Below are 1,082 nucleotides of genomic sequence, written 5' to 3' on the forward strand. Positions count from 1 at the left end.
AGGCTGCTACATCCACCTGCAGGTTTTCAGTTGAAGTAATCATTAATTGTTGAAACACCAGCCCAGCTTGAGTGCGATTGTTGATTTCAAGTTTAAGTAAAATCGCTGAGACATGTTTTTTTACTGTGGTTTCTTTAATGTTTAAGTCATAAGCGATTTGTTTGTTTAACCGACCATTGGCAATATTGGCTAGCACGGTGTACTGCTGCGGCGTAAGTTGAGCTAATTGCTTTGCTAAACGTTGATGTTCGGCAGCGGTGTGTTGATCGGCACTAATATTGGTGTGCTCTGGTAGCCAAATACCCCCTTCAAGCACAATATCAATCGCCGTTGATATTTGGGTTAAATTGGCTGATTTTGGAATAAAAGCACTGGCGCCAAAATTGATCGCCTTGCGGATAATCTCCGGCTGATCGTCAGATGACACCATGATAACCACAATGTCGGGGAAATGATTTTGCAATAACGTCAGCCCAGTAAAGCCATCGTTTCCCGGCATATGCAAATCAATAAAGATAAGCTCAATATCTGGGTGCTGCTCCACTATCGCAATTAACTCTTGAAAGTTTTCCGCCTCTAGCACTTGTGCATTATTGACACTTTTTTGCACGGCTTGGGTTAACGCGGCACGAAATAGTGGATGGTCATCTGCAATGGCCACTTTAATTTGAGACATCATTGGCTCCCTAACATTGCGTTGATATTGTTATGGTTCACTCTTTATAAGCAATAAAAAGAATAACCGGTTCTGATGAGACCGGCTATTTTTATCTACATCAATTAAACAAGGTTTTAGAAGACATAGCCAACCGTTAATGAAATGGTCTCTGGGTCGCCATAATATCCAATTAGGGTGTTATCGCCGCCTAGCCCTGGTGTAAAGTCACCATTGCCTGTTGGCGTGACAAAGGCATAGTTACCCACTAAATACTCTTCATCGGTGACGTTTTTCCAATGTAATCCAGCATTCCAATGGCCATCATTGCTATACCAATTCACGCCAAAGTTGAGCAAGCCATAGCCATCTTGGCTCAATAGGTTGTCTACTACAGCGAGGTCATAATCGCTACGGTAATAGTAAT

1 protein-coding gene and 1 pseudogene are annotated in these 1,082 nt (G+C 42.3%); both read right to left on the reverse strand.

The window, feature by feature from the left end; all coding sequences use genetic code 11:
* Nucleotides 1-676 (reverse strand): response regulator transcription factor (locus CXF78_RS01510; protein WP_102035765.1); only part of this gene is annotated, 676 nt, incomplete at its 3' end.
* Nucleotides 677-792: 116 nt separating this feature from the next.
* Nucleotides 793-1,082 (reverse strand): annotated as a pseudogene (locus CXF78_RS01515) (ligand-gated channel protein); the annotation flags it as partial.

The sequence above is a fragment of the Shewanella sp. 11B5 genome (assembly GCF_002836795.1).
GTDB classification, from domain to species: Bacteria; Pseudomonadota; Gammaproteobacteria; order Enterobacterales; family Shewanellaceae; genus Shewanella; species Shewanella frigidimarina.